Here is a 21,247-nt window from a genome sequence, read left to right on the forward strand (position 1 = left end):
GGGCGGACACCGTCAAAATAAAGGGCGGGGGACTGTCAAAGTCCTCCGCCCTTTATTGCTTAATCACACATATCCATACATTCCCCGGACGGACACCTCCCCGGAGGAAAATGCCTCCTCTGTTCCGTCCGGAAACTGGACCAGAAGGTCAAAGCCGTCGTCCACCGCGACGGCGAATCCCTCTCGCCGGGAGATGGGCGTGATGACCTGGACCTGCCTGCCAATGGTGATGCAGTCGGCCCTGTACTTCTCCAAATATTCGCTCTGGTTTTGCGGAAAACCGGCATAGGCTCGGTCCAGGGCCCGGATAATCTGAACCGCCAGCTCCGACCGGCGTACCGGCCGCCCCAGAGCCAGGGCCAAAGAAGTGGCCATATCCCGGATCTCCGGGTCAAAGTCCCCGGCGCTCTGGTTCACATTGACCCCGATTCCGGTAACCAGATAGTCCAAATCGTTGCTCTCACTAACCAGCCCCAGCTCCGTGAGGATCCCCACCAGCTTTTTCCCGTTGAGGATGATGTCGTTGGTCCACTTGATCTGGGGACGGAGCCCGCAGGCAGCCTGGATGCCATCGCACACTGCCACCGCCACCCAGGCGGTAAAATTAGCCACCTGGGCGGGCTCCAGCCGGGGCCGCAGCAAGGCGGAGAGATACAGCCCCTTCCCCCGGGGCGACTGGAAAGAGCGGCCCCTGCGGCCCCGGCCTCCGGTCTGTTCCTCCGCCGTCACTACCAGTCCCTCGACCGCGCCGGCCATAGCCTGACGCTTGCACTCTGTGTTGGTGGAGTCGATGACATCCAGGCACAGCAGGCTGCCGCCCACCAGAGAGCCGGACAGGGGACCGGACAACTCCCCCGCCCGCAGGCGGTCAGGGCCCGCCTCCAGCCGATAGCCCCGGTTTGGGGCGGAGGAGATAGTGTACCCCTCCTGCCGCAAGCCCTCAATGGCCTTCCATACGCCCGCTCGGCTGATGCCCAGCTCCCGGCTCATCGCCTCCCCGGACAAATAGTCTCCCTGCCGCTCCCGCAGCAGGGATAGGACCTTTTCACGGCTCATGCCCCGCCCTCCAAACAAAGTTTTCTTTCATTATACGGCCCAGGACACCAGTCGTCAACCGGCCTCTCCTCTTGGAAACAGAATCAGCCATAAAAAACCGGGGAGCGGAATCCCGCTCCCCGGACAACTATCTTACTGCTCGTCTTCAATAATACCATAGTCCCCATCATACCGGCGGTAGACCACGGCGAAGGCCCCACCGGCCTCCTCGTCCTTAAAGGCGAAGAAGCTGTGCCCCAGCAGATTCATCTGCAAAATAGCCTCGTCCCGGCTCATAGGCTTGATAGGGAAGGTCTTGCTCCGGACGATGCGGTACTCGCCCTCCTCCGGCTCCTCTGGGGCGAAGGAGGAGACCTCCGCCGCATCCACCGCCCGCTCGAAGGCCCCTTGGCGCAGCCGCTTCTCCAGCCGGGTCTTGTTCTTCCGAATCTGACGCTCCAGGGTGGTTACCGCGGCGTCGATGGACGCCTGCATATCAGAGGTACTCTCAGATACCCGGAAAATAGTGCCGCTGGAGCGGATGGTGATCTCCACCCTGTTCAGCCGCTCCTTCTCCACACTGAACGTGATCGAGGCGGTGGCATCCTCCTTAAAAAAACGGTCCAGCTTTCCCACCTTTTTCTCCGCGTACTTGTGGATGAAGTTGGGCAGGGTCACCTTTTTGTCCGTGAACACAAATTTCATAACTTTCGCTCCTTTCGCCCTATCAGGCAAGGTATAGCGACGGGAGGGACTCACCTCTCCAGCGGAGAGGGAGTTCCCTCCCACCGTTAATCTATTATACCACAAGCACGAAAAATATCCATAGGCTTTTGTTAATTTTTTCTAAATTTTCCTGGACCTATCCCTTTATCCGCTGTCCGCCGATCAGCACCGTCTGGACCCGGCTGAACAGATTGATGGGGTGGCCGGAGGTGATGACGATATCCGCGTCCTTCCCCGGCGTCAGGGAGCCCACCCGGTTATCGATCCCGGCAATCTGAGCGGGGTTGATGGTGATGGCGGCCAGGGCGGCCTCCGGGTTCATGCCACCTTTCACCGCCATGGCGGCACACAGGGCCAGGTGCTGGACCGGCACCTCTGGGTGGTCGGTACAGATGGCCGTCTTGACTCCGTGGAGCGCGAGGACCGCCGGGGATTCGATGGTCATATTGGCCAGCTCCGGCTTGGACCGGTCCCCCAGGCAGGGCCCGGTAATGACAGGCACCCCCTCCTGGACCAGCAGTTCGGGGATCAGATGGGCTTCCGTGCCGTGGACGATGACGCACTTCAGTCCGAACTCCTTGGAGATGCGGATGGCGGTGGCAATGTCGTCCGCCCGGTGGGCGTGAATGTGGACGGGCAGCTCCCCTCGGACCACGGGCAGCAGGGCCTCCAGCTTGGCGTCATAGTCGGGCTTGTCCTCCTCCTCGTCCTCCGCGGCTCGTTCCAGCTTCTCTCCATACTCCAGGGCCTTGGCCAGGTTTTCCCGGATGATGGCGGCGGTAGCCATACGGGTGACCGGGGTTTCATGCCGCTCGTTGTAAACGCATTTTGGATTTTCTCCCAGAGCCAGCTTCATGGCCGCCGGTGCCTGGACCACCATGGCGTCCACCCACTTTCCGGTGGTCTTAATGGCGGCGAACTGACCGGAGATGGGGTTGGCGGAGCCCGGCCCGGTGAGTACGGTGGTGACACCGGCCTGACGGGCCTCCTCAAAACACCGGTCCAGCGGATTGACCGCGTCTATGGCCCGGAGGTGGGGGGTACAGGGGTCGGTAGCCTCGTTCCCGTCGTCGGCCTCAAAGCCCAGGGCATCACCGAACATCCCCAGATGACAATGGGCGTCAATAAAGCCGGGCAGGATATGGCCCTGGCGTGCGTCCAGGGTCTCTCCCTCCCAGTGGTCGGGGCACTCCTCCATAGGCCCCACCTTGGCAATCTTGTCCCCAGACACGGCCACATATCCGTTGGGGATGGTTAGGCCATCCATGGTGTGGACGGTCCCATTGATAATAAGCATATTTTCCTCCACTGACAGGAAGCGACAAAGGCTCCCATTGACTCTTTTGAGATATTTTGTTACAGTTAAAACGGCTCGACCAATATGCTTCCCCACGGTATCTTTCTTCCCGTGGGACTGAACGCCCCATACGGGGCGTTTTCTTTTGTGAAAATCAGGGCCGCCGCATATGCGGCGGCCCTGTCATATCCCGCTTACCGGCGGCCGCCTCCCCGGCGGTTCCCGCCCTTCTTTTCAATATAGCGCAACTCGGACAGCTTGCTGTCTGACGACTGCATGAACTGCTTGAGCCGGTCCTCAAAATCGCTGGGTTCCTTGGGGGCGGGCCGGGCAAAGCCCATGGGCCGTCCGCCGCCCTGACTGGGGCGGCCGCCTCCGTTGGGACGGGGGCCACGCTGGGGGGGCGGAGCCACCTGCTTGATGGACAGGTTGATCCGGTTGGCTTGGTCGATGCCGATGACCTTCACTTTGACCTCCTGCCCCTCCTGTAGGTGGTCGGACACCTCGTTGACATAGGAATAGGCGATCTCTGAAATATGGACCAAGCCGGATCTTCCCTCCGGCAGGGACACGAAGGCCCCAAACTTTGTAATTCCCGTTACCTTACCGTCCAAGATGGACCCAACACCAAACTCCATAACTGACCGAAATATCCTCCTTGTAAATTTCCCCGCGCCGCCACACACAGATTACGGCGCTGGAGAGCCCGTTTGACTGGATCGCTCAGTTGGCCACATCGATATAGACGATCTCATCCTGCTTCACATGGCCCTTTTCCCGGGCCACCTGCTCCAGCATCTCAGGATCGTCGCTGTTTTCGATGGCGGCCTCCAGCTCCTGGTTTTCCAGCCGCTGGTCGCTGACCTGCCGGGCCAGCGTATCCCGCTGGACTTGGGCTGTCTGTATCTGGCCCCTCAGGTCCAGAAGAGAGGTAGCCATATAGATCAGCAGGGCCAGCACCACGATTTTGGTCAAAAACCCAGCTCGCTTCAGCTTCATAGACATCCTCTCCTCTCTCCCTGGCGGCTCGTCGGCGGACCGCGCGCTCCATCTCCTCGGTTTTCTGTCCTATTCTATACCATTTCACGCCGGAAAGAAAGGTATTTTTCGCAAGTTTTCCGAATTTTTTTAAAACAGCCCTCCCTAGGGCCAGCGGGAAGGTCAAAATTCCCAAAAGGAAGGTGACGATATCCGCCATAAAGTAGCCCAGCTTCAAAAACCAGGGGCTGATCACCCAGAAGTATACCCCTCCCCCCGCCATGCAGAACAAGGCGCCGTAGAAACGGATCTGTCCCCCCCAGGCCCCCTGGGACCAGAGAAACAGAGTCCCCGTGGCCACCAGCCAGAACACCAGATCCAGCAGGGGACCCACCACGGGCAGCTTCACCCGGACTCTCAGAATACGGAACAGGTCGTACAGCAGCCCAAACAGCGCCCCCAGCGCCAGAGCCTGGCACAGAGCCTGACCCTGCTGAACGGTATCGATGGTCATCTGCCGAATAGGCGGCCCAGCAGACCGCCCTGCTCCCGCCCGCCGCTCTCGTAGATCAGGGCGTTCACCGTCCCCTCGACCTTCAGATCTCCTCCGTCCAAGGACAGCTTTTCGATGTGGAGCCCCTCCCCCTGGATCTCCAGCCCCCCCTGGGCAGTTGTCAGGAAGATGGCGCTCTCGTCAAAGCTTTCCACCTCCTCCACCCCCGATATCATTAGCTGCTCCCGGTCCTCTAGGATCACATGGTGGCCTGTGTCCGGCCGAAGCTTCTCATTTTCATAGGCCATGTTTTCACCCCCTTTTGCTCCATCCTATGGGACAAGTGGGGGCTTTTATGCCTGTTTTTCGCCGCTGCTCTCCCTTCCAGAAAAGATCGTCTGGAAATCTGCCCGTTCTTAGTGTACAATAGGTTTTGTTCATGCGAATCCTATTGGAAAAGGTTTGATTGTATCATGGTAAAAGCCATTTTTTTTGATATCGACGGCACTCTGGTTAGCTTCCAGACCCACACAATTTCTCCCGCTGTCTTGGAGGGCCTCCACCGCCTGCGGGAGAAGGGAATCCGGTTATTCCTGTCCACAGGCCGCCACAAAGTCATGAGTCAGTCGGTCCGGGATCTCTTTCCCTTCGATGGCTGCATCACCCTCAGCGGCCAATACTGCTTTGCTCAGGACCGGGTGCTTCGAAGCGTCCCCTTCGCTCCGGAGCGGGTGAAAGCTCTGGTGGAGCTGATGGAGCATTCCACTATCCCCTGTATCTTTTTGGAGGAGGAGGACTGCTACCTTGTAAACCCGGGGCCGCGGGCTCAGGTGTTCCCCAAGCAGCTAGCTGTCCCCCTCCCCCCCTCCGCTCCCGCCCGGCGGGCGGAAGGGCGACAGGTGTTTCAGGCCACCGCCTTCCTCACCCGGGAGGAGCAGCAGGCTTTAGGAGACCCCTTCCCAGGACTGGAGGTCATGCGCTGGCACCCAGATTTCGTGGATATTATTTCCCCAGGCGGCGGCAAGGACCAGGGTATGGACGCCATTTTGGACTTCTTCGGCATCTCCCTGGAGGACACCATGGCCTTCGGCGATGGGGAAAACGACATTCCTATGCTCCGCCACGCCCATGTGGGAGTAGCCATGGGCAACGCCGACGCTCTCGTACGCTCTCACGCCGACTTTGTGACCGGGACAGTGGATGAGGACGGTATTTTGTCCGCTCTGGAACATTTCGGTCTGCTGTAGCCCCCGTCTTTTACACATAATTTACAATTTCCTGTGGATTTTCTTCCCTGGTCCGTGTACAATAAAGACAAGAATCGGCACCAAAGGAGGAACTGTTACATGAAGCTTACGTTTTTTGGCGCGGCCCACGCGGTCACCGGCAGCTGCCACTGTCTGGAAGTCAACGGCAGGAAGATCCTAATCGACTGCGGTCTCCAGCAGGGCCGGGACGAGCACGATGACAACGCCCTGGATTTTTCCCCCAGCTACATCGACTATGTTTTGGTCACCCACGCCCATATCGACCACTCCGGCCGCATTCCGCTGCTGGTCAAGGAGGGCTTTTCCGGGCCCATCTATACCACCCGGCTCACCGCCCAGCTGCTGTCCATCATGCTCCGAGACTCCGCTCATATTCAGGAGAGCGATGCCCAGTGGCAGAACCAGAAGGGAAAGCGGGCCGGCCGGGAGGAGGTAGAGCCCCTCTACACCCTGACAGACGCGGAGGAGGCCCTCCAGCTCCTCAATACCCAGGAGTACGGACAAATCTTCGAGCTGTGCGAGGGTGTAGAGGTCCGCTTCTGCGACGCCGGCCATCTGCTGGGCTCCTCCTGTGTGGAGATCTGGGCCACTGAGAACGGTGTCACCAAGAAGCTGGTCTTCTCCGGAGATCTGGGCAACGTAGACCAGCCTGTCATCCGGGACCCCTCCTTTGTGACAGAGGCGGATTATGTCATCATGGAGTCCACCTACGGCGACCGGAACCACCAGCCCCCAGAGAGCTATACCGAGGCCCTGGCCGCCCTCATTGACGACGTGTTTTCCAAAGGTGGCAACATTGTTATCCCCTCCTTTGCCGTAGGCCGTACCCAGGAGCTGCTCTACTTCCTCCGAGAGATCAAAAATGAGGGGATGGTCAAATCGGTCCCCAACTTTACCGTCTGCGTGGACTCTCCCCTGGCCGCTGAGGCCACCAAGATCTACGCTGGCGATCTTCACGGCTACCTGGACGAGGAGGCAATTGCCGTCCTGCAGGGTGGCGACAACCTGTTCACTTTCCCCGGCCTGACCCTGACCCAGTCTACCGAGGAATCCAAGGCTCTCAATATGGACAAGAGCTCTAAAATCATCATCTCCGCCTCCGGTATGTGCGATGCCGGCCGCATCCGCCACCACCTGAAGCACAACCTATGGCGCCCCGAATGCGCTGTGGTCTTTGTGGGCTATCAGGGGGAGGGCACTCTGGGCCGCCGTCTGCTGGAGGGGGCCAAAAGTGTAAAGCTTTTTGGTGAGGAGATCGCCGTCCGGGCCCGGATCCTGAATTTCCCCGGCCTGTCCTCTCACGCCGACCGGGATCACCTGCTGGACTGGATCGGCCATTTCTCCCCCAAGCCGGACCAAGTGTTCGTGGTACACGGGGATAGTGAGATCACAGACCTCTTTGCAAATGATTTGAATGAGCGGGGCATCCCCGCCCACGCGCCTCTCTATGAGGAGGTCTATGATCTGCTGGGAAATCGTATGCTGGCAAAGGGCGTTGTTCTGGAGAGCAAGCGGACCACAGGCGGCGCCTCCGCTCCCTCCGCCGCCTTCCTGCGGCTACAAGATGTGTCCAAGGACTTGGCCGACCTTATCAGCCGCAGCCGGGGCCGTTCCAACAAGGATCTGTCCAAGCTGGCCGATCAGCTTCGGCAAATCATGGACAAGTGGGAATAGAGAGGCGTTTGAGCCGCCGCGAGCAGCGCGGATGGACCGGAGCGAAGGTTCGCTCCTGCTGGCAGCGGCGCCCTTCCCCAACTATGACAGTAAGAACGGAGAGTTTTTATGGAGATCGACCGCAGAGAACTGAAAAGGCAGGCTAGGGAGGCCATTCGGGTCTCCCGTCCTTCCTTCTGGGTGGTCACCTTGGTATATCTGCTGATGACCACTGGTGTTTCCACACTGGCCGGCCTGCTTGTTCCGGCCCCGGACACAGGAAACATCAGTCTGCCGGCTTTGTTCCTTTCCATCCTCCTCTCCCTGTACTCCACGGTAGTTGGCTTTGGCTTTACGCTATGGTCCATGTGGACCTCCCGGAAGCTGTCTCCCGGACTGGGCGCCCTAGCCGATGGCTTCTCCGTGGCCCTGCTGGTTATCATGACCTCCATTCTGATCTTTCTCCACACGCTGGCCTGGTCCCTGCTGTGCATCCCCGTCGTCTGGCTGGTCCTAATTCCGGTTCTTCTCTCCCCAGGCCTCTCCTTCCTTGTGATTCCCGTTCTAATTGCCGGCATCATGATTTTCTCTTATTGGGTCTCTCTGCGCTACGCCCTGGCCTACTATTTGCTGGCCGACCACCCTGACCATGGGGCCTTCGCCGCGGTCCGCCGCAGTGTGGAGCTGACGCGGGGATGGAAGTGGGAGATGTTCAAGTTGTTTTTCTCCTTTCTCGGCTGGGAACTGCTGGATCTACTTCTGTACACGCTGGTCCTGGTCCAAGTGCTGGTCCAAGGAGGTTTTTTCCAGTCTCTTTCCCTGGAGCACTACGGAGCGGCCTATGTGCTCTATCAGATTATCCTCTCCTATCCCAGCTCCGCCCTTCTTCTCCTGCTGGCCTCCATCCCGGTAAAGCTGTGGCTCTATCCCTACCGCTCCGTGACCATGGCCGGCTTCTACGACGCCCGGCTGCGCCTCCAGCGGGAGGGTTCTGTGGAGATGCCCCCTCTCTGAACATCCAAAGCTACCCGCCAGGACCTCTAGGTCCTGGCGTTTTTTTAGAGGCTTCCTTATTTTTGGAACATTCGTTTGACATTCGTACAAATGTATGATAAAATACATCTAAATTTTAGTATGTAATTTTCTGTCCGTCTGCCGAAAGGAGCCCTTGCCATGGCCAAACTGACCGCCAAGCAGCAGCAGATCTATGACTATATCCTCTCCTTTACCAATCAGCACGGCTATCCCCCTTCGGTCCGGGAGATTGGCGCGGCTGTGGGACTGAAATCCCCCTCCACCGTCCACTTCCACATGAAGGGGCTGGAGGAGGCCGGTGTCATCGTCAAGGCAGAGGGCAAGACCCGCGCCATCTCCCTGCCGGGGGCATCCATGGGCCCGGTGGCAGAGGAGGAGGACCCCCACGCCAACCAAATACCCATCCTTGGCAATGTAGCCGCCGGCACCCCTATCCTGGCCCAAGAGTGTATTGAGGACTACCTCACCTTCGACACTGCCGGTCTGTCCGGGGAGCACTTCGCCCTCACGGTCCGGGGCGAGTCCATGCTGAACGCCGGGATTCTGCCCGGTGACCTGGTGGTGGTCCACCGCCAGCAGGAGGCCCGGAATGGTGAGATCGTAGTGGCCCTTTTTGAGGATGAGGCCACCGTCAAAACCCTTCATAGAAAAGACGGCCGCACCTGGCTTCTTCCCCAAAACCCTGATTACCCGCCTATCGACGGCACCAAAGCCGAGATAGTTGGCAAGGTGGTGGCGGTAGTCCGTCGGTACTAATTTTGTCCCCCTGCGGCCGGTCATGCTCCCCATGGCCGGCTTTTTTCGTTGACAATCCCAGGTCCTGTCCAGTATACTGAACAGGCAAACAGAGGGAGGCGAGAAGGGTCGTGACCAAGAAGGAGCTTCTGGACCGCTGCGCCCGTGACGGGGCGGAGCGGGTGCTGCTGGCCCGTGTGCTGGACAAGCTGGAACTGGCTCAGGACCGGGGCATCCCAGCCCATACCCCCTTTCTCTCGCCGGGTGAACAGGCCTCTGTCACCGATTTACTCAACGCCTGGGGGCAGCCCCGCCATATCTTTTGGGGTGGCTTTCCCGGCGCAGAGCGGGCCCTGTGCGCCTTCCTCCCCGACTGGCAGGATGAGAACGACCTCCTGTTGGACCCAGAGGGACCGCTGGCCGCATTGGAGGCCGCCTTCCCTCCCGGTTCCGAGTTAAGCCACCGGGATATTCTGGGCTCCCTTATGGGCCTGGGGTTGACGAGGGAAAAGCTGGGGGACATCTTGCTCCCTGGCGACAGGACCTGTCAGGTGATCCTGCTCCGGGAGGTACTGCCCATTCTCCTCTCCCAGTGGGAGTCCGCCGGGCGTTGGCGGTTAAAGCTCCGGGAAATTCCTCTGGCTTCCCTTTCCCCTGGAGAGGCGAAGGTAAGGCTCATCCGGGACACAGTCGCCACCCCTCGCCTGGACGCGGTGCTTGCCGCCGGTTTTTCCCTGTCCCGCTCCAAAGCCATGGCCTATATCTCCGCCGGCAAGGCGGCCGTCAACCACCGGGAGTGTCTCAAAGGGGACAAGCTGGTGGATGTGGGAGACATTCTCACCTGCCGCGGACTGGGCAAGTGCGTGGTCCGGGAGATCCCCGGCCAGTCCAAAAAGGGACGGACCATGCTGGTATTGGAGAGATATATTTAAGCCGCCGGATAGGAGGGCACAGCTATGGCACACTATGAATATGAATTTGAGGTTCTGGCCCTCTCCGCCGGAGGGTACAGCCTGTTCGGCGGCGTCGGCATCCGGACTGAGGGCCACCAGGAAGTCATTCGAAGCCGGGCCGCCGCCGGCTGGCGTTATGTGGGCTATCTGCCCAGCGTTCAGCGGGCCTCTGGACATATTGAGACCATCGAGCTGGTATTTGAACGCGAGATAGAACAGGAATAAGGGAGGGAAAGGCATGGAGCAGAAGAAGATCGACCGCATCAATGAGCTGGCCCGGAAGGCCAAGTCTCCCGCCGGCCTCACCCCAGAGGAGGAGGCTGAACGGGCCCTGCTGCGACAGGAGTATATCGCCGCCTGTAAGTCCAATCTGATGGCCCATCTGGACAATACCCTCATTCAACATCCTGACGGCACCCGGACCCGGCTGCGGAAGAAGTGATCCGCTCTAGCCGGAGCAGGGGTTCATTGACAATCTCCCCGGCATCTGGGATAATACTCTCGATCCTTTTATGTCCCGCCAGGCGCTTATCCTATCTTTTTAAGGAGGCCCCCCATGGCTCATATTAAATTTTCTACCGACTCTGCTTCCGATATTCCCGCCGCTCTGCGGGAGGAGTGGAACATCCAGGTCCTCCCTTTTCCCATCGCGATGGGCGACAGGGAGTATATGGACGGCTTTGACTTCACTCCCGACGAGTTCTTTCAGATGCTGCTGGACAGCCCTCAGATCCCGACCCACGCCCAGTTGAACCCCTATCTTTTCACTGAATGCTTTGAGAAGGCGTGGAAAGAGGGCTATACCGATCTGATCCACACCTCTATCAACTCCAAGGGTTCAGCCACCTATGGCAACGCCATACAGGCCCGGGACGAGTTCTATGAGGACCACCCCGATGCCCAGGACACCTTCCATATCCATATCATCGACTCCAAAAACTACACCATGGGCTACGGCTGGGCGGTGGTGCAGGGGGCCAAGATGGCTGCTGCCGGTGCCCAGGCGGGAGAGATCGTGGATTTTATCCAGGATTGGGTGGATCATGTCCGGGTGATCTTCGCCCCTCTTGACCTGCGGTTTGCCAAAAAATCCGGCCGGATCTCCGCCGCGGCAGCCTTCATGGGCGAAGCCCTGGGGTTAAAGCCCATTATGACCTTCGCCAACGGCGAGTCCAAGATACTGTCCAAGGCGCGGGGGGAGAAAAACGCGATTTCCGCTGTTGTGGAGCTGTGCAAACAGGAGCGGAGCGCTAACAGCCCCTATCTGGTCGTCCATGGCAATAACCTGGAGCAGGCTGGCAAACTGCTAGAAGCCTGCCGCCAGGAGCTAGGCTGTGAGCCTGCCCTGGAGTATCTCATCGGTGGTGTGGTGTCCATCAACGCCGGCCCCAATGTAATTGGTCTGGTATATCGCACATAAAACTCTTTTTGGGTCCGGCTGTGGCGAGCAGTCGGACCTTTTTCTTTCTCTGGGACAGGCAGGCATCCCGAAATTTACATTTTATTCATGCTTTTTCTGGTAAGGTAGAGTAGGATACTGAAAAACAGGGAGGGATATGATACCAATGAAGCCTGGGCAACTGACCTGGCCCCAGCGGGGCGCCCTGTGGCTGCGGCTGGCCATCCGGCTGGTGCTGTCTCTGGCCGCCGTCCTTCTGGTGTCCTTTTTTGGACGGCCCCTACTGACACTTTTTGCCCCCTTTGTCTGCGCCCTCATCGCTGCCGCCCTGCTCAACCCCCTGGTCAAGTGGTTCCAGCGCAAGCTGGGATGGTCCCGAAGCGTGCTGACCTTGCTCCTTCTGCTCCTCCTCTTCGGTCTGGTAGGGAGCGCCCTGGGATGGCTGGGCTACGCGGTTGTCCGTCAGGTCATCAGTCTGGCGGAGAACTGGGACGGGGTAGTGGCTGCCGGCATCAGTGTACTGGACCAGCTGGACCAGATGTTTCAACAGGTGGTGGCCCAGTTCCCGATCCAGATCGCCGGCCCGGATCAGGGCTTTCTCGACTGGCTGGTGGACACCTTATCCTCGGCGGCCCCTGACCTGGGGAACCTGGCCACCTATGCTGGAGAGAAGGCAGTCTCCTTCTCCTCCTTTCTGTTGGCTCTGGTCTTTTTTGTCATGGCAACCTTTATGCTGACGGCGGACTACCCCTATCTCCGCTCACGGGCCGCTCAACATCTGGACGAGGGGACGCTCCACTTTCTGGGGCAGGTCCGGGCCACCGCCCTGGGGGCCTTCGGAGGCTATTTGAAGGCGGAGCTGCTGCTCTCCATCGGGGTATTCTTCATCCTGCTCATCGGCTTCTTTGTCATCCGTCAGCCCTACGGCCTTCTGCTGGCTCTGGGACTGGCCATTATGGACTTTATCCCCATCATCGGCGCCGGCACGGTCATGGTCCCCTGGGCCGTCATCGCGCTGTTTACCCACAACTACCTCGACGCCATCGAGATCATGGTCATCTGGGGCATTATTGCTATGTTCCGCCGGGTAATGGAGCCCAAATTCGTAGGGGACCAGACTGGTCTATCCCCTATCGCCTCTCTGGTCAGTATCTATGTAGGGATGCAGGTAGCTGGAGTTCTGGGTATGATTCTAGGGCCTATCCTGCTGCTGGTTCTGCTGAATCTGGCCGGAATGGGGATGTTCCGCGGGCTCCGGCTGGACATCGCCGCCGCTGTGCGGGACATCGCCGCCCTTCTCTCCCAGCGGCCAGAGCAGATGTGACCTGGTTTCAAACTTTGTTTTGGGAAAGTTCAAAAAATTTATCCTTTTTCTTCATGCTTTTTTCATATTTCGGCGGTATGATATCCACAGTTCAAAGAGGGGCGGCCCCAAGGCCCTTCTTGAAAGGAGTGCATTTACATGGAGTATCCCGACTTCAGCTTTTATAACAGTGAAAACGACGGCTACCGGGGTGGCTTCGGCGACTATACCGACCCCATTCCCACCTCTGGTGGTCCTGCTCATTCCAGCGAGCCCCCGAAGAAAAAGGGGCGCGGCAAGCGCATTGCCGCTCTTTTGCTGGCCTGCGCTGTTGTGGGCGGCGGAGCGGGCGTTGGCGGCGCGGCCGTGTACCAAAGTCTGACCGCCCCCGATACCGTAATCTATGAGGGGGAGCGCCCCCAGGTGGATACGATGGTCAACACCAACAGCGGCCAGCCCATGACGCCCGAACAGCTATATGCCGCCAACCTGCCCTCCTGCGTCGGCATCACAGTAAACACCACGGTGAACATCTTTGGTCAGACCACCACCTCCGCCGCCAGCGGTTCCGGCTTTGTACTGACCCAGGACGGCTACATTGTCACCAACTACCACGTCATTGAGGAGGCGGTCAATGATTCCTCTGTCACCATTGAGGTCTCCTTCTCCAACGGAGACAAATATACCGCCAAACTGGTGGGCGGTGAGAAGGACAACGACGTGGCCGTACTGAAGATCGAAGCTACCGGCTTACAGCCTGTGACTTTGGGCGACAGCGACCAGTTGGTGGTAGGCGAAAGCGTGTACGCCATAGGTAACCCCCTGGGTGAGCTGACCTATACCCTCACTGACGGCATCGTATCCGCCCTAGACCGGCTGATCACCACCTCCAGCAAAAATGCCAACGGTCAGACCGAAACCACTACCCTCAATGTACTTCAGACCAACTGCGCCATTAACCCCGGCAACTCTGGCGGCCCTCTGTTCGACAGCTATGGCAACGTGGTAGGTATCGTGTCTGCCAAGTATACAGAGTCCACCTCCGGTGTGTCCGCCGAGGGGCTGGGCTTCGCGCTCCCTATCAACGACGTGAAGGAAATTATCTCTGACCTCATCGAGCACGGCTATGTTACCGGCAAGCCCTATCTGGGCGTCCAGGTCAACGTGGTGGACGAGAGCGTTCAGCGTTATGGCATCCCCGCCGGCGCGGTAGTGGAGTATGTGGCCGAGGGCTCCTGCGCCCAGAAGGCCGGCCTGCAGGTCAATGACATCATTACCGCCATCGACGACACCGCAGTGGACTCCCCCTCCGCTCTGACAGCGGCCCTGTCCTCCGACTACAAGGCCGGGGACACCGCCACCCTCACCGTGGTGCGCCAGCAGCAGGAGGTCAAGCTGACCGTCACCTTCGACGAGAAAAATGCCGAGACCGAGGCTGCTAACCAGAACCAGCAGAACACACAGCAGGGACAGCAGCAGAACCCGAATGGCGGTTATTACTACCAGTGGCCCTTTGGAAGCTTCGGCTGGTGATCCTTCTCTCATTCTCGATTCCTTCTTGAAAGAACCGGCTCTGTCCTTGGGATGGGGCCGGTTCTCTCTTTTTGGAAAAAGATGGACAAACCGCAGAGAAAACGTTATAATTTATTATGGAATAATATTGGGGGCGATGTATTTCGTCCTTTTTGATTCGGGGCCGCGCCGGGAAGGGCGTTTTTTCTGTGTCTGTTTGGAAGGCCTTGGATCACATCCACGAACACAGAAAGGAACAACAAACATGGAGATCAACGGAACATCTGTCAACGAATCGGTCCGGTATGCCCAGCTGGACCTCTCTCCCGCACTGATGCGGGCCATCGAGAAGAAGGGGTATGTTCAGGCCACCCCTGTCCAGGCCGGCGCCATCCCCTATTTCATGGAGTGGAAGGACGTCATCGCCAAAGCTCCCACGGGCACCGGAAAGACCTTCGCCTTTGGCATCCCCATGGTGGAGCACATTGATCCGGAGAGCAGCGCGGTCCAGGCTCTGGTACTGGCCCCCACCCGTGAGCTGGCCATCCAGATCCAGGACGAGCTAAGGGACCTGTGCGCCTTTAAAGAGGGCGTGCGGGTAGTCTGCCTCTATGGCGGGCAGCCCATTGAAAAGCAGATCACCCAGCTGAAAAAGTCCCCCCAGATCGTGGTGGCCACTCCCGGCCGCCTGATGGACCACATGAAGCGGCACACAGTCCGGCTGGACCAGGTTCAAACTGTTGTGCTGGACGAGGCCGACCGGATGCTGGACATGGGCTTTGTCCGGGATGTGACCCACATTCTGGACAAAATGCCTCAGCGCCGGAACCTGGGGATGTTCTCCGCCACCATTTCCCGGGAAGTAATGGACATCTCCTGGGTCTATCAGCGGGACCCGGTGGAAATCACCGTCCACGCTGATCAGGACAACAAGCCCGATATCGCCCAGTACCGCCTGGATGTAGACCGGGGGGAGAAGGCGGACACTATGGCCCGGCTGCTGGACATGGGCGACTATGAGCGTGTCATCGCCTTCTGCAACACCAAAAACATGACAGACCGCCTGGCCGGTCTGCTGTCCATGCGGCGCATCTCCTGCGAGGCCATCCACGGCGATATCCAGCAGCGCCAGCGGGAAAAGACGCTCCAGAAATTCCGAGACGGCCAGCTCCGGGTACTGGTAGCCACCGATGTGGCTGCCCGTGGGCTGGATATCGACGATGTGGACGCCGTCTTTAACTATGATGTCCCGGACGAGAACGAATACTATATCCACCGCATCGGCCGCACCGGCCGGGCCAAGCGCCACGGGGTCGCCTTCTCCCTGGTATCTACTATTACCGAGGGGCTTCGGCTGGACGACATCCAGAAGGTCACCGGCAGCGATATCCGCAAGGTATATTTTAATGAGCGGGGCGATCTGGTGGCCGCCGTGGAGCGCCCATGAGAGGCGGTCCACGGCGGAGCGGCCTCCTGTTGGATCTGTTCGCCTGCTTTCTAATCCCGGCCTATACCTTGCTCTTTGCGGGCAGTCGGGCCTGGTTCTCCACCAATTTTTCCGTCATCGCGGTGACCGGGCCGGACCACTACCGGGGCTTTCTCTACTGGGGCGTGCTGGCGGGAGGCTATTTCTTCCTGATGCTGATGAAGCTGGCCTCCATTCTGCGCAGCCGTGTGGCTCAAACCGCCGCCATTCTGCTCACCCTGGCCGCCTGCCTGTCCCTTTGCTATGCTCTAGCCATCCCCTATCTCCCGGAGCAGTTTCCCCGATACGCCGACTTGCATGTGATCCTGGCCGCTCTGGCCTGTGTCCTCTTGATGCTGGCCCTGCTGGTCGCCCTGCTCGCCCTATACCGGCGTCAGCCGGACCGGTATGTCCCCCTGCTCCGGGCCTGGTTTATTATCGTAGGCATTTGCGGGGTCCTGTTTCTCATCCCCCAGATGGTCTCCTCGGCGCTGGAGGTGTTTTTCACCATCTCCGCCGCCCTGCTCGTCCGCAAGGCCTGGCTGTACCGCCGATAGTGATTGGCATTTCCATCCGCTTTTTATCTTCTTTTAATCTTTTTCCCATGGATTTTTCACCGGCTTTGGCGTATGCTGGTATCAGAAAGAGGAAGTCATCTCATATCACATTGGAGGGAATACTTGATGGGATCTAAACGATTGTATCGGACCGAGGGCAGTTATAAAATGCTGTGCGGCGTGTGCGGTGGTCTGGCGGAATACTTTGACCTCGACCCCACTCTGGTCCGGGTGGGCTGGGTCATCGCCTTTTTTGCCTTCTCAGTGGGTCTCTGGGCCTATCTGATCTGTGCCATCATCATGCCAAAAAAGAGCGACGTGTACCCTGGGTACTGATTCATACCCCAAGGCCTCCCTCCGGAGGCCTTTTTATCTTTACAATGGAGGAACCGACATGGACACACGACTTTCCTTTCCCGCAGACATCCCCGCCCTGCGGGCGCTCTGGTCCCTGGCGTTTGGCGACGACGGGGCCTATGTGGACAATTTTTTTCACACCTATTACCGCCCGGACCGGGTGCTGGTACTGGAGGAGGAGGGGCAGGTCCGCTCTATGACCGCCTGGTTCGACACCGTCTTTGTGGTGCCGGGCCGGGGAAAATTCCGGGCAGCCTACCTCTACGCCGTGGCCACCCATCCGGACTGCCGGGGAAAGGGGCTGGCCGCCCGGCTACTGAAGGGGGCGGACGAGTATTTCCGCACCTTGTCTATCCCCGCGGTCACCACCGTCCCGGCCGAACCCAGCCTCCACAGCTTTTTTGGGGCCAACGGCTTTCGGGAGTGCTTTGTTCACCAGAGCCAGGTCAGCCAACTAAATGCGGAGCGCCCCGGCTCCCCTGTCCCGCCGTCCCTCTCCCTGGAGGCGCTGTCCCCAGCCGGCTACGGCGCTCTGCGGGAGGAGCTGCTGGAGGATATTCCCCATATTTTTTATCCCGAGGACGCTCTCACCTATCAGGCCGGCTGCTGTGCCCTGGGCGGCGGCGGGCTCTACCGGGCTGATACCCCCTATGGTCCCGCCCTGCTGTGTGTGGAGTGGGCCAGCCAGGAGAAGGCCGTGGTAAAAGAGTTGCTGGCCGGCCCCCAGGCCGCCGGCTTTGTCCAGGAGAAGGGGCGCCTGCTCTCCCTGCTGGGGGCCTCCATTTTGGAGGTCCGCTCCCCAGTCCGGGAGGGCTCTCCGGTCCCCTTCGGGATGCTGAAATGGCTGGATTCGGAAGGGGCGGAAGGCTGGGACTGGTCGTCCACGGGCTACCTGGGACTAGCCTTTGACTGAAAACTTGCATATTCACCAAAAACGGCCGTTTCTTTTTGTTGAAACGGCCGTTTTTTGGTGCTGCTTTCTTCTTCCACAGTCATTTAGCTGTGGTAACCTCCACAAAAATCTTGCTTTACTCTTCCATTTTTTATGATATGCTATACATATAAAGGACCTTGATTCAGGATTTTCCTAGCGAAAATCTCTGTATCTCGGCAAAATGCAAGTAATCTGTCAATTCATCCCGTACAACATATTATAACAGGAGGAATGTCACAATGAACAAGTACATTGAGCGCGTGCTGGCCGATACCAAGGCCAAAAATGCCAACGAGCCCGAATTCCTGCAGACCGTGGAGGAGGTTCTGTCTTCTCTGGAGCCCGTCATCAACGCCCATCCCGAGTATGAGAAGGCCGCTCTGTTGGAGCGTATGGTGGAGCCTGAGCGCGCCATCGAGTTCCGTGTCACCTGGGAGGATGACAACCACGTTTGGCACGTCAACCGCGGCTACCGTGTGCAGTACAACGCGGCCCTCGGCCCCTATAAGGGCGGCATCCGCTTTGACCCCTCTGTAAACCTGTCTATCATCAAATTCCTGGGCTTTGAGCAGGTCTTCAAGGACGCCATGACCGGCCTGCCCATCGGCGGCGCCAAGGGCGGCTCCGACTTTGATCCCCGGGGCAAGAGCGACGCCGAGGTTATGCGCTTCTGCCAGGCCTTCATCACCGAGCTGTACCGCCACATCGGCCAGGACATCGACTGCCCCGCCGGCGACCTGGGCTGCGGCGGCCGTGAGATCGGCTATATGTACGGTCAGTACCGCCGCATCGTGGGCGCCGCCGAGTTCGGCGCTCTGTCCGGCAAGGCTGTCTGCACCGGCGGTTCCATCATGCGTCCCGAGGCCACTGGTTTCGGCGCTGTCTATTATCTGTGCGAGGCCCTGAAGCACGACGGCGAGTCCATCGAGGGCAAGCGCATCGCCATGTCCGGCTACGGCAACGTGGGCTGGGGCATCATGAAGAAGGCCGCTGAACTGGGCGCCAAGGTTACCTATTTTGCCGGTCCTGACGGCTACATCCACGATCCTGATGGCGTGGACACCGAGGAAAAGCTGAACTACATCCTGGAGATGCGCGCCAAGGATCCTATGCACTGCGCTCCCTATGCCGAGCGGTTCGGCTGCGAGTTCGTTCCCAACGCCAAGTGCTGGGGCGTCAAGGACGTGGACATCTATATGCCCGCCGCTACCCAGAACGATGTCAACCTCGACTGGGCCAAGAAGATCGCTGAGTCCGGCGTGAAATACTACATCGAGGTGGCTAATATGCCCACCACCAACGAGGCTCTGGAGTTCCTGAAGAGCCAGAAGCACATGGTGGTCGCTCCTTCCAAGGCCGTCAACGCCGGCGGCGTGTCCGTGTCTGAGCTGGAGATGGCCCAGAACGCCGAGCGCCTCTACTGGACCGCTGAGGAAGTGGACACCAAGCTGAAGGGCATCATGAAGAACATCTACCACTCCTCCGTGGAAGTTGCCGAGCGTTATGGCCTGGGCTATGACCTGGTAGCCGGCGCAAACATCGTGGGCTTCCAGAAGGTCGCTGACGCCATGATGGCACAGGGCATCTTCTAAGCCTTATCTCAAACTGATACGCCTGCCCCTCCATTTGAGAGGGGCAGGCGTTTTTATTAAAAATACGATGTGGGGGATGCGCTGGGCATAGAGAGACAGCGGCGGGTTCCTTTGCCCATGGCGGAAAAGGAACCAAACCGCCACTAGGGGCCGCTTCTGTTGAAATATGACGGTCACGCAATATGCGCCCCTATAAGAAGGACGGTATTTCGCCTAAACAGCAAAACACCCGCAGGCTATTCGGCCTGCGGGTGTTCTTTATTCAAATGCGGAAAGAAAATCCTCAATTATTTTTGATAGAGCTTCCCGCTGTTTTGGCGACAGCTTCTTGATTTCATCATAGTCTATCAACGTACTTAGCCTAGCGGGTTCTCCACACAATAAATAATCCGTAGAAATGGAAAGACATTCACATATTTTGATAATATTCTCTGGCCGCATGGCCTTATGTCCATTCTCCGCCGCAGAAATCATCTTAATGGAGAGACCAGTTAAATTCGCTACTTGCTCTTGTGTATAGTCTTTTGCCTTTCGTGCGGACAAAAGTCTTTTTCCAATTTCTTTTAGGGTTTCATTCTCCATTTCGGCTATTCCCCCAATCCTCATTTCAGTCAAACTTCACAGTTGATAAGGGGCAACACCCAGTGCGTCAGCGATCCGATAAAGAGCCACGATCGACATGGGATAAGCAGCAGACGATTGGATATGACTGCTTGTAGAATAACTTAGACTACTTTTTTCCGCAAGTTCCTCTTGGCTCATGCCACTTTTTTTGCGGAAGAATTGAACGCAGTATCCAATGTTTTTCAAAAAAAGGGGCTCGTCGTCAGTATACCGGGATACCATTTCCATCTGTACACATCCATTCAATAAATAAATCCATATAAACCGCATCAGCTCTCCTGTCTGCAGATGTTCTTTATTGTTCTGTTTTGTTCCCCGGTACATACTGTACAACGTCTGAAATCTCACAATCTAATATCTCACAGAGCCTATTGAGCGTAAATGTGGATACGTGCATATTCCTTTGTAACCTCTGCACCGTGGCATGGCTCATACCATGCTTTTCCCGCAAAGTATATGTTGTCACCCGTTTATCTGACATAGTTTTCCATAGAGGACTGTATTGAATCATAGCAAAAAGGCCCCTTTTATTGTATTACCTCTTTACTCTTGTGTGTTCGCACATTGAATGGCGGCTTCAATAATCTCAATAACATATTTCCGTTTTGCCTGTGGTATAGCATCTAACTTGGATAAAAGATATCCATAGCCCTCCGACATATCGCCAAACAGCAGATAGTCACATGATATTTTAAGCGCAATAGAAAACGCTCTTATAGATTCGGATGATAATCCGGAACGGCCACGCTCTACTTCCTGAATAAAATTGGCACTGTAACCAGATAGACTCGCCAGTTGTTCTCGTGTCAGTTTTTGTGCAAGTCTTTGTCGTTTGATTCTGGCACCAACTTCAAGATTTATATTTTTCAATGCTCTCGGCACAGTGTTACACCGCCTTTTAATAAGAGTGTAGCCCCTAATTGCCTTAACAAAAATATATACAAGTTTGTAATTTAATTACTAGCAATACACCGATTTTTATGGTATGATATATACAAATAAAAAAGACAGGTACAACAATCAGTAACCTGTCTTTACTCATCAGCCGAATCTTCATCGGTTGAATCTTCAAACGAATAGTCATTTAGCGCTTGAAAATCTAAAAATTCAGCTACTGTCATACCGAACGCCAATGCGATTTGATGAAGTGTTCGGATACGGGGATTAAACGTCCTTTTATTTACAAAATTGTCAAGTGTTGACTGACTAACCCCGCTCATCTCTGATAGACCGTTAATAGATATGCCTTTTGATCGACAAAGTGTCAAAATCCTATCTACAAGAATTTGCGCATACTCATAGTCTATTTTTGCTATCTGAAGCCCCTCCTC

26 protein-coding genes and 1 pseudogene are annotated in these 21,247 nt (G+C 57.4%); 15 read left to right on the forward strand and 12 right to left on the reverse strand.

Annotation, left to right across the window (positions count from 1 at the left end; all coding sequences use genetic code 11):
- Positions 1 to 63: 63 nt before the first annotated feature.
- From MCG44_RS13180 to MCG44_RS13205, 7 genes and pseudogenes are all read right to left on the reverse strand, one after another.
- Complete coding sequence (locus MCG44_RS13180) at positions 64 to 1,056, reverse strand: biotin--[acetyl-CoA-carboxylase] ligase (protein WP_240288647.1); 993 nt, start codon at positions 1,054 to 1,056, stop codon at positions 64 to 66.
- A 132-nt stretch (positions 1,057 to 1,188) separates the two neighbouring features.
- The gene (gene hpf, locus MCG44_RS13185; protein WP_147572720.1) at positions 1,189 to 1,740 is read right to left on the reverse strand and encodes a ribosome hibernation-promoting factor, HPF/YfiA family; all 552 of its coding nucleotides are present in this window, start codon (positions 1,738 to 1,740) and stop codon (positions 1,189 to 1,191) included.
- A gap of 157 nt (positions 1,741 to 1,897) precedes the next feature.
- On the reverse strand, positions 1,898 to 3,058 hold the full coding sequence (locus MCG44_RS13190; RefSeq protein ID WP_186852304.1) for an amidohydrolase: 1,161 nt from the start codon (positions 3,056 to 3,058) through the stop codon (positions 1,898 to 1,900).
- A 194-nt stretch (positions 3,059 to 3,252) separates the two neighbouring features.
- Positions 3,253 to 3,696, reverse strand: a complete 444-nt coding sequence (locus tag MCG44_RS13195) for a S1 RNA-binding domain-containing protein (RefSeq protein ID WP_186852305.1) — start codon at positions 3,694 to 3,696, stop codon at positions 3,253 to 3,255.
- A gap of 85 nt (positions 3,697 to 3,781) precedes the next feature.
- Entirely contained in the window at positions 3,782 to 4,057 is a 276-nt protein-coding gene (locus MCG44_RS13200; protein WP_147572725.1) for an FtsB family cell division protein, read from the reverse strand.
- 235 nt (positions 4,058 to 4,292) lie between these two features.
- A pseudogene (gene yabQ, locus MCG44_RS15185) lies at positions 4,293 to 4,550 on the reverse strand (spore cortex biosynthesis protein YabQ); the annotation flags it as partial.
- The gene (locus MCG44_RS13205) at positions 4,547 to 4,837 is read right to left on the reverse strand and encodes a YabP/YqfC family sporulation protein (protein ID WP_147572728.1); all 291 of its coding nucleotides are present in this window, start codon (positions 4,835 to 4,837) and stop codon (positions 4,547 to 4,549) included. The pseudogene yabQ and the gene MCG44_RS13205, both read right to left, overlap by 4 nt.
- A gap of 165 nt (positions 4,838 to 5,002) precedes the next feature.
- On the opposite strand from MCG44_RS13205, the gene MCG44_RS13210 reads away from it, so the two are divergent.
- The 15 genes from MCG44_RS13210 to gdhA all read left to right on the forward strand — a co-directional run bounded on the left by MCG44_RS13210 (position 5,003) and on the right by gdhA (position 19,292).
- Positions 5,003 to 5,776, forward strand: a complete 774-nt coding sequence (locus tag MCG44_RS13210) for a Cof-type HAD-IIB family hydrolase (RefSeq protein WP_186852306.1) — start codon at positions 5,003 to 5,005, stop codon at positions 5,774 to 5,776.
- A 99-nt stretch (positions 5,777 to 5,875) separates the two neighbouring features.
- Positions 5,876 to 7,471 (forward strand): MBL fold metallo-hydrolase RNA specificity domain-containing protein, encoded by a 1,596-nt coding sequence (locus MCG44_RS13215; protein WP_147572730.1) that lies wholly within the window; start codon positions 5,876 to 5,878, stop codon positions 7,469 to 7,471.
- A 108-nt stretch (positions 7,472 to 7,579) separates the two neighbouring features.
- Complete coding sequence (locus tag MCG44_RS13220) at positions 7,580 to 8,464, forward strand: DUF975 family protein (RefSeq protein WP_240288649.1); 885 nt, start codon at positions 7,580 to 7,582, stop codon at positions 8,462 to 8,464.
- 159 nt (positions 8,465 to 8,623) lie between these two features.
- Positions 8,624 to 9,241: a transcriptional repressor LexA gene (gene lexA, locus MCG44_RS13225; RefSeq protein ID WP_147572734.1), complete on the forward strand. Its 618-nt coding sequence runs from the start codon at positions 8,624 to 8,626 to the stop codon at positions 9,239 to 9,241.
- 110 nt (positions 9,242 to 9,351) lie between these two features.
- Positions 9,352 to 10,152, forward strand: coding sequence for an RNA-binding protein (locus MCG44_RS13230; protein WP_147572735.1), 801 nt, complete (start codon positions 9,352 to 9,354; stop codon positions 10,150 to 10,152).
- A gap of 24 nt (positions 10,153 to 10,176) precedes the next feature.
- A complete protein-coding gene (locus MCG44_RS13235) occupies positions 10,177 to 10,398 on the forward strand; it encodes a DUF4177 domain-containing protein (protein WP_147572737.1) in 222 nt (73 codons plus the stop codon).
- Positions 10,399 to 10,411: 13 nt separating this feature from the next.
- A complete protein-coding gene (locus tag MCG44_RS13240) occupies positions 10,412 to 10,615 on the forward strand; it encodes a DUF896 domain-containing protein (RefSeq protein ID WP_147572738.1) in 204 nt (67 codons plus the stop codon).
- A 114-nt stretch (positions 10,616 to 10,729) separates the two neighbouring features.
- The gene (locus MCG44_RS13245) at positions 10,730 to 11,593 is read left to right on the forward strand and encodes a DegV family protein (RefSeq protein ID WP_186852312.1); all 864 of its coding nucleotides are present in this window, start codon (positions 10,730 to 10,732) and stop codon (positions 11,591 to 11,593) included.
- Positions 11,594 to 11,738: 145 nt separating this feature from the next.
- The gene (gene ytvI, locus MCG44_RS13250; protein WP_186852313.1) at positions 11,739 to 12,896 is read left to right on the forward strand and encodes a sporulation integral membrane protein YtvI; all 1,158 of its coding nucleotides are present in this window, start codon (positions 11,739 to 11,741) and stop codon (positions 12,894 to 12,896) included.
- A gap of 138 nt (positions 12,897 to 13,034) precedes the next feature.
- Entirely contained in the window at positions 13,035 to 14,408 is a 1,374-nt protein-coding gene (locus MCG44_RS13255; protein WP_240288651.1) for a S1C family serine protease, read from the forward strand.
- A gap of 244 nt (positions 14,409 to 14,652) precedes the next feature.
- Positions 14,653 to 15,834, forward strand: coding sequence for a DEAD/DEAH box helicase (locus MCG44_RS13260; RefSeq protein ID WP_147572744.1), 1,182 nt, complete (start codon positions 14,653 to 14,655; stop codon positions 15,832 to 15,834).
- Positions 15,831 to 16,409, forward strand: a complete 579-nt coding sequence (locus tag MCG44_RS13265; protein ID WP_147572745.1) for a hypothetical protein — start codon at positions 15,831 to 15,833, stop codon at positions 16,407 to 16,409. Before MCG44_RS13260 ends, MCG44_RS13265 begins: the two co-directional genes overlap by 4 nt.
- 126 nt (positions 16,410 to 16,535) lie before the next feature.
- The gene (locus tag MCG44_RS13270; protein WP_147572747.1) at positions 16,536 to 16,745 is read left to right on the forward strand and encodes a PspC domain-containing protein; all 210 of its coding nucleotides are present in this window, start codon (positions 16,536 to 16,538) and stop codon (positions 16,743 to 16,745) included.
- A gap of 58 nt (positions 16,746 to 16,803) precedes the next feature.
- Positions 16,804 to 17,679 carry a GNAT family N-acetyltransferase gene (locus tag MCG44_RS13275; protein WP_147572748.1) on the forward strand — a complete coding sequence of 292 codons (876 nt, stop codon included), beginning with the start codon at positions 16,804 to 16,806 and terminating at the stop codon, positions 17,677 to 17,679.
- Positions 17,680 to 17,939: 260 nt separating this feature from the next.
- Positions 17,940 to 19,292: an NADP-specific glutamate dehydrogenase gene (gdhA, locus tag MCG44_RS13280; RefSeq protein ID WP_147572750.1), complete on the forward strand. Its 1,353-nt coding sequence runs from the start codon at positions 17,940 to 17,942 to the stop codon at positions 19,290 to 19,292.
- Between the two features lie 258 nt (positions 19,293 to 19,550).
- Here the strand turns inward: gdhA and MCG44_RS13285 are convergent, their stop codons facing one another.
- From MCG44_RS13285 to MCG44_RS13305, 5 genes are all read right to left on the reverse strand, one after another.
- Complete coding sequence (locus tag MCG44_RS13285) at positions 19,551 to 19,874, reverse strand: helix-turn-helix domain-containing protein (protein WP_240288653.1); 324 nt, start codon at positions 19,872 to 19,874, stop codon at positions 19,551 to 19,553.
- Positions 19,875 to 19,910: 36 nt separating this feature from the next.
- Positions 19,911 to 20,240, reverse strand: coding sequence for a helix-turn-helix domain-containing protein (locus MCG44_RS13290; protein WP_240288655.1), 330 nt, complete (start codon positions 20,238 to 20,240; stop codon positions 19,911 to 19,913).
- Positions 20,212 to 20,427 (reverse strand): helix-turn-helix domain-containing protein, encoded by a 216-nt coding sequence (locus MCG44_RS15035; protein WP_318653907.1) that lies wholly within the window; start codon positions 20,425 to 20,427, stop codon positions 20,212 to 20,214. Before MCG44_RS15035 ends, MCG44_RS13290 begins: the two co-directional genes overlap by 29 nt.
- 32 nt (positions 20,428 to 20,459) lie before the next feature.
- Positions 20,460 to 20,798, reverse strand: coding sequence for a helix-turn-helix domain-containing protein (locus tag MCG44_RS13300; protein WP_186852332.1), 339 nt, complete (start codon positions 20,796 to 20,798; stop codon positions 20,460 to 20,462).
- A 152-nt stretch (positions 20,799 to 20,950) separates the two neighbouring features.
- Positions 20,951 to 21,184 (reverse strand): helix-turn-helix domain-containing protein, encoded by a 234-nt coding sequence (locus tag MCG44_RS13305; RefSeq protein WP_207721903.1) that lies wholly within the window; start codon positions 21,182 to 21,184, stop codon positions 20,951 to 20,953.
- Between the last annotated feature and the right edge of the window lie 63 nt (positions 21,185 to 21,247).

Source organism: Lawsonibacter sp. OA9, from assembly GCF_022440585.1.